This is a genomic window from Streptomyces kebangsaanensis, assembly GCF_001906585.1.
GTDB lineage: Bacteria > Actinomycetota > Actinomycetes > Streptomycetales > Streptomycetaceae > Streptomyces > Streptomyces kebangsaanensis.
Genome location: NZ_JUJA01000082.1, coordinates 2,758 through 9,538, shown reverse-complemented (window position 1 = coordinate 9,538; position 6,781 = coordinate 2,758). Strand labels below are relative to the sequence as shown.

The window sequence follows — 6,781 nt, the reverse complement described above, 5'->3', positions numbered from 1 at the left end:
GCTGCCGGCGCAGGACTGCGTTCTCCTGCCGCAGCACGAGCAGCTCGGCGTCCCTGGTGATGTCGCGGCGCAGCAGCACCAACGGGAAGGACAGCAGCCTCCGGACCATCTTGTACGCCAGTGAGGCGATCATGCGGACACGCTCCCAGCGGCCGACCCACACCGCTCCCACCTGGGGCAATCACTTTTCGAGCGGCACACGATCTGGACAAGCGACGTGGCCGCCGGCCACGCATCAAGGGCGACGGCACCACCGGACGCCGGCCGATGCTCACCCTCGCCGACCGGCTCCTGGCCACCGTGCTGCACTACCGCCTGGCCCTGCCCCAGGTCGCCGTCGCCACCCTGTTCAACGTCCATCCTGGAACGGTCAACCGGCGCATCCGCGATGTCCGCCAACTCCTCCAGACCGCCGGACGTGTCATCCAGCCCGCCGACCATCAACTCGCTGACCTGGACGCCCTCCACGACCTCGCGACTACAGCAGGCATCACCATCCCCTTCAAGAGCAAATCAGCAAGTTGATGATCTGCAAGCCCCAACTACCCGGCCTTGGGGCAAGGCCCCTCCTCACCCATCAGCCCACCCCCAGCCCGCCTGAACAACCCTGGAAACGGCAGCCCCGGCCGACCGAGCAACCTGCTCGCCAGGAGTACGGCCCAAGGACGCCCTGCCAGGGTCTGTCAAACGAGCGGCTGGCCCTGTCTCGTATTCGGTGGTGACGGAGCGTGCTGGTTCGTCGTTGACATGGCGTGCGGGATGTCAACGAGCTTGTAGATGTGGTGTTTTCGGGGCTGTCACCGCTGGTCATCGAGGACGTGACCGACGAGGGCGAGCGGATTCTGGTGCGGGCTCGGACGCGGGAGGGCCCTGCGCTGTGTCCGGGCTGCGGGGCGGCGTCCGGGCGGGTGCACGGCTTTCAGCTGCGGACGGTGGCCGATGTGTCGGTGGATGGCCGGAGAGTGGTGATCTGCGTGCGGGTACGGCGCCTGGTGTGTCCCACGCGCGGCTGCCGTCACACCTTCCGCGAGCAGGTGCCCGGGGTGCTGGAGCGATACCAGCGACGCACGGCCCGCCTGAACAGGCAGGTCAAGGCCGTGGTCAAGGAGTTGGCGGGCCGGGCGGGATCACGTTTGCCGGCGATACTCGCGGCGGGCGTCTCGCACCACACGGCCCTGCGCGCCCTGCTGCGCATCCCGTTGCCCACCGGGCGGACGCCGCGTGCGATCGGCGTCGACGACTTCGCCCTGCGCCGGCGGCACCGCTGTGCCACCGTGGCGATCGACGCCGAGACCCATGAGCGGATCGACGTACTGCCCGACCGCACCGCCGACACCCTGGAAGCCTGGCTGCGTGCGCATCCAGGCGTCGAGGTCGTGTGCCGTGACGGCTCCGCGACCTGTGCCGAGGCCACCTGTCCGCGCCCTGCCCGACGCGGTGCAGGTCGCCGACCGCTGGCATCTGTGGCACCACCTGTGCGAAGCCGCCCTCAGCGAGGCCAAGGCACACAGCAGTTGCTGGGCCACCGTGCTGGACACGCCCCTGTACGACGGGCCCCGCGCCCAGACCACCCCGGAGCGCCGGCACCAGGTCCACGGCCTGCTCGACCAGGGCGTGGGCCTGCTCGAATGCGCCCGCCGCCTGCAGCCGGCCCTGAACACCGTCAAACGCTACGCGCGAGCCGACCGGCCCGAGCGGATGCTCCGCGTCCCCCAGTACCCTGCCGGCCTCGCCGCCCCCTACCGCGAGCACCTGCGCAAACGCCGGACCGAGGACCCCGCCGTCCCCGTCAGCCACCTCTTCGAAGAGATCAAGGCCCTCGGGTCCACCGGCTGCCTGAACCTCCTGCACAAGGACATCAACCAGGGCCGCGCGGACGCCGACCGCAGCCACATCTCCGCGCGCCGGCTCGCCCGGATGCTCCTCACCCGGCCCGGTAACCTCAAGGCCGAGCATCGAGACCTCCTGGCCCGGCTCACCGCGGCCTGCCCCGAGCTGACTCACCTGGCCGCCTGTATCGGGGACTTCGCCCAGCTCCTGAAGCCCGCCCCGGGAAATGCCGACACGCTCGAACTCTGGATCGCCCAGGTCCGCGCAGTCGGTCTGCCTCACCTGCACGCCTTCACCCGGGGCCTGGACCGAGACCGCGACGCTGTCATCGCCGCGCTCACCCTCCCGTACAGCAACGGCCCCACCGAGGGTGTGAACACCAAGACCAAGCGGATCGCGAGGCAGATGTACGGGCGGGCACGCTTCACTCTCCTACGCCACCGCATCCTCCTCGGATGACCTCACGCTTTGCTACCACCGAATGTGAGACAGGGCCGTTAAATTGACACACCCCGACCAATTGATCAACGGCCCGCAGCGCGAGCGATCAGCCGACCTGTCCGGTGCCCGTGCCTGCATCAGGATGCGGTTGCGCTCGTCGAGCAGGTCACCGATGTTCAGCGCAGTCGGCTGACCTCGAGGACCGCATTGGTGAAGGCTTCCGGGCGCTCCTGGGGGAGGTTGTGGCCGGCGCCGGGGATTTGGTGGTGGACGCGTGGGCCGGTGAAGTGCGCCGCTGAGGAGGCTCCGTTGGTCGGGGGGCAGGCTTCCGTCTGCCAGGCCGTCCAGGGTCACGGCGGGCACCGTGATCGGCGGTTGTTTCAGCAGCCGCGCCTCCAGATCGGCGTAGCGGGGGTCTGTGGGGGCGTCGTGGCGTCTGACGCGGTAGACGTTGAGGACGACAGCGATGTAGCCCGGGTTGTCGAACATCCTGGCCGCGCGGTCGAGGTCGGCCTCGGTGAACCGCCATTTCGGCGAGTTCCGCTTCCATACCGCGCGGGCGAACTCCTTGGTGTTCTTCGCCAATCCCACTGCCCCGCGTTCGGTGAGAAGGTAGTAGTAATACCAGTGGGCAGATTCGACCTCGGGGGGATCGGGTGTCTCGATTGGCGTCTCATTGAAGTTCTGGATGAATAGCTGTTGACCGACACAAGTCCCCTGCAGCGCTCCGGCCACAGGGCGGCCGCCACACACATGCCGCGTCCGTCCCAGTCATACCCGCCGAAGAGGGCACGCCGTATGCCGAGTGCGTCCATGAACGCGATGACGTCCGAGCCGAGAGCGGCTTGCTGACCGGATCGAATGGTGTCCTTGTCGCGGAAACGCGTGGGTCCGTGCCCGCGCAGGTACGGGACGAGGACACGGAATCCCCGACGGGCGAGCTGGGGCGTGACGTGGCGGTAGGCGTCGGGGCTGTAGGGCCATCCGTGGCCGAGCAGCACGGCCGGGCCGTGGGCGGGCCCTGCCGTGTGGTAGGCAATGTCCAACAGGTCCGTGCGGACCTGATGAATCGGCTCCAGTTCAGGCAACGGGTTGATGAGCCGCGCGGATGCGCTGCGCGGTGAGACGTCGCCACGCGTGACCGCGACCGCGGATTCCGCAGGGAATGCGGGGAGCACAGCCGAGGCCAGGCCCGCGGTGACCATCGCGTTGAAAGTCCGCCTGTCGATGACAACCACCTTCTTGTGAAAACGGCCGAGTGCACCGGATCACGGGCAGCACCGGCCATGAAACACCGAACGCGGAAATGCGTGCAGCGGGGACCGCTTGAGTCCCTGCGGAGCCGCCGGCCACGGAACGCCCTGCCCGAGAGCCGGGCACTCGGCTGCTCGACCCGAGAATGCGGTGTGGAAGAGGCCCGCACCGCCACGGCCTGCTGTCGGTTCGACCGGTGCCGCAGGCGGCGGCCGAGGACGAAGATTCCCGCACCGGCGATCGTGAGCGCCGCGGCCATGCCGGTGAGCCGCATCATGGCGTGCACGTCAACGGCGGTTCCGGAGGCCGCCGGCGGCCGTGGCGGCCTGGAGCACGAGGTCGGCGACGGTGTCGGGGCGGGCGATCAGGGATACGTGGCAGGTGTTGATCTCCACGGTGTGGGAGTGGGCGCGCTTGGCCTCGAAGCGTTCCTGGTCCGGGTTGATGGTCATGTCCTGCCGGCCGACGAGGGCCCATGAGGGGATGTTCTTCCACGCCGCGACCTTGGCCTTCTCCGAGAAGGCGGTGGTCGCTGCGGGGCGCTGGGTAACCGCCAGCAGGTTCGCCTCACTCGCCGGCAGGCAGGCCGCGAAGACCGGATGCACTTTGTCGCGCTTGAGGTACAGGTCGGTTCCGCTGACGCCGTCGGCCTGGTACGGCACGGACGTGGTGGCGGTGCCGAGGGCGCTGGGGAACCGGGCGGACAACGACATGCCGCTCTCACCGACGTCGGGCATCAGGGCCGAGATGTACACCAGGGACTTGACTTGGGGATTTCCTGCCGCGGCCGTGCTGATCACTGCTCCGCCGTAGGAGTGGCCGGCCAGCACGATGGGCCCCTTGATGCTCTTCAGCACGGAGGCGATGTAGGCGGAGTCGCTGTACAGCCCGCGCAGCGGGTTGGCCGGGGCCATGACCGTGTAGCCGCGGCGTTCGAGCCGTTTGATCACTCTGTTCCAGCTCGAGCCGTCGGCGAAGGCGCCGTGCACCAGCACGATGGTGGGTTTGGCGCCGCCCGCTCCACCGTCCGCGAGGGCCGGGGTCGCCGGGGCCGTGCACAGGGCGGCGACGGCGCACCCCGCTGCCGAGAGGTGGAGACGCCGTGTGCGGCGTCGTATGCCATGGACCGCAGATGCCGCCATGCTGTATTCCCTTTCCGCCGGGGGCATAGCACATCAGCGTTCACGCATCGATGCCGTCGCGCCCGCCCATCCAGTGCAATCGGGTGAAAAAGAGACAGAGCCCGGCCATCCAGGTAGCCAAGTGCAGCGTCGGGCCGGTAGTGCCCGGGCGCGTCGACGCCCTCGGTCAGCGCCTGCAGGGCGACGTCTCGCGGCACGCCTTTCCCGTGTGGTCCCTCATGAACAGCACGCTCGTCTCCGGCGCGCACGACGCTGTCCTGGTGGACACGACCGTCACCTTCGGCCGGGCCGGCCGATTGGGCCGAGGGCCACTCCGCCCGTCAGGCCCTGGCCAAGCGCGACTGAGTGGGTTGTCGGCACCTGCGGAGTCAAACTGATCCCATCACGGCAACGCGCGCGTCGGCGTGACCGGCTGCCGCCGCGATGGGCGACTGGAGCCGCCGCACTGCTTCCAGGTGGTCGCCGGTCCAGATGATGCGGATGCCGGTCCCCGCCGCCTGCCCGTCCGCATCACGCAGGTCCCGGCGGACCGCCTCGACCAGCCGGGCGTTGTGCTCCCGGTCGGACTCCAGCGGCTCCGGCACCGGCCCTTCGCTCTCCAGCCCCCCGGCCAGGCTCTCGTACCACCGGAAGACCCGTTCCGCCATGACCAGCAGTTCCCTCTGCGCGGCGGCGCGGTCCTCGAGCGGCCGGCCGCCCGGGGCCCGCCGCCACAGCTCCAGGACCGCGTCGGCGGCCAGACGGAGCCCTACGACACCGTTGACCAGAGTCGTCGTCTCGCACAACGAGACGTCCTTCGCTCCGCGCTCGGCCAGGTAGGTCCTGAAGGCGTCGTCCAGTCGGCGTGCCGCGGCCGCCGCCCGGCGGCCCTCCCGCGGGGGTTCGATGGTTTCGGGCCTGAAGGTGCAGCACGACACCGCATAGCCCACTGCCCCGAGCACATAGCGCGCGCTGTCGACATACGCCTCCGCCAACGCCCTGGCGAGGGCGGCGGACGCGCCGCGCGGCCAGAAGAGCAGGCCGACGACCAGGCTCACCGCACAGCCGAGCGCGATGTCCTCGATACGGAACAGGATGACCGACAGGCCCGCCGGCTGGGCGATGTCGAACAGGATGACCAGGGTGAGCGTGAAGGCCGCCTGCCCGGCGGCGAACGAGATCGCGGCCGGGACGACGCCCGCGGCCATCACTGCGACGGGCAGCAGGATCCACAGCACGCTCGTGTGGTGTCCGATGACCTGGAGCAGACCGGCGCCCAGGATCGAGCCGGCCAGGGTGCCGCCGAGGGCGCGGAAGACGTTCTGCCCGGTGCTGAGAGCGTTGGAACGCAGCACCGACAGGGTGCCCAGCGTGATCCAGAAGCCGTGCTGGACGCCGGTCACGTCGGCCAGCGCGATGCCGATGCCCAGGCCGATGGCGCCGCGGATGCTGTTGTGCAGCCATATGGAGTGCGGCTCGACATGCGCGGCGGCGCGTTCCGTGGCGCTGGTCAGGCGACCGGTCGGGGATCCGGGCTCGCGGCCGAGCAGGCGGTCCGGCCAGCTGCGGTGATCGGCGGTCCGGGCGATGTCGACGTTCCGGGCGATCTGCAGGACGACGAAGGCCACCTCCTGAGCCCGGAAGGTGACGTCGAGGCTGTCGACCAAGGTGTCGAGGCCGCGCCTGCCACCGGAGCCGCCGTCCGGCATCGGCAGCCGGTTGACTGCCCCGCCCTCCAGCGCGGTCAATGCATGACGGAGCTCCTCCACCCCGGCGCGCAGGCGGTCCGGCGTGATGCGCGGATCATCGAGCATCTCCGCCGCCAGTTCCAGTACGGCGGCAGCGGCCCTGCGCACCACCGAGGACTGCCGGGTGCCGGTCGAACCGTCCTCGACGGCGGGGGCGGCCTCCGCGAGGATCGCGCTCAGCCAGGTCAGCTCGTCGATCAGGCGGACCAGTGCCCGGGACCCGGTGGACAGGCTGGTGGGCCGGTAGGGGGTGGCGGTGAACGCCTGCTGCAGCTTCTGCGTGCTCGACCTGGTCTCCTGGGCGCAGGCACGGCACTCCCCGAAGGCGGGGCCGGCGGCACGGTCCGTGAAGTAGTCCGCATCGGTGCGCAACTGCACCGCCGCGGC

3 protein-coding genes and 3 pseudogenes are annotated in these 6,781 nt (G+C 69.9%); 2 read left to right on the top strand and 4 right to left on the bottom strand.

Annotation, left to right across the window (positions count from 1 at the left end):
• Positions 1–201 precede the first annotated feature (201 nt).
• Both RH94_RS12150 and RH94_RS12145 read left to right on the top strand, forming a co-directional pair.
• Positions 202–525: pseudogene (locus RH94_RS12150) on the top strand (transposase family protein); the annotation flags it as partial.
• A 227-nt stretch (positions 526–752) separates the two neighbouring features.
• Positions 753–2,289 (top strand): annotated as a pseudogene (locus RH94_RS12145) (ISL3 family transposase).
• Positions 2,290–2,301: 12 nt separating this feature from the next.
• On the opposite strand, the gene RH94_RS46335 reads toward RH94_RS12145, so the two are convergent.
• The 4 genes and pseudogenes from RH94_RS46335 to RH94_RS43150 form a co-directional block, all read right to left on the bottom strand.
• On the bottom strand, positions 2,302–3,006 hold the full coding sequence (locus RH94_RS46335) for a hypothetical protein (RefSeq protein WP_324614262.1): 705 nt from the start codon (positions 3,004–3,006) through the stop codon (positions 2,302–2,304).
• A 2-nt stretch (positions 3,007–3,008) separates the two neighbouring features.
• A pseudogene (locus tag RH94_RS46330) lies at positions 3,009–3,476 on the bottom strand (alpha/beta fold hydrolase); the annotation flags it as partial.
• Between the two features lie 336 nt (positions 3,477–3,812).
• Entirely contained in the window at positions 3,813–4,667 is an 855-nt protein-coding gene (locus tag RH94_RS12135; RefSeq protein ID WP_073947619.1) for an alpha/beta fold hydrolase, read from the bottom strand.
• 368 nt (positions 4,668–5,035) lie between these two features.
• Positions 5,036–6,355, bottom strand: a complete 1,320-nt coding sequence (locus tag RH94_RS43150; RefSeq protein ID WP_234425716.1) for an FUSC family protein — start codon at positions 6,353–6,355, stop codon at positions 5,036–5,038.
• Positions 6,356–6,781 lie beyond the last annotated feature (426 nt).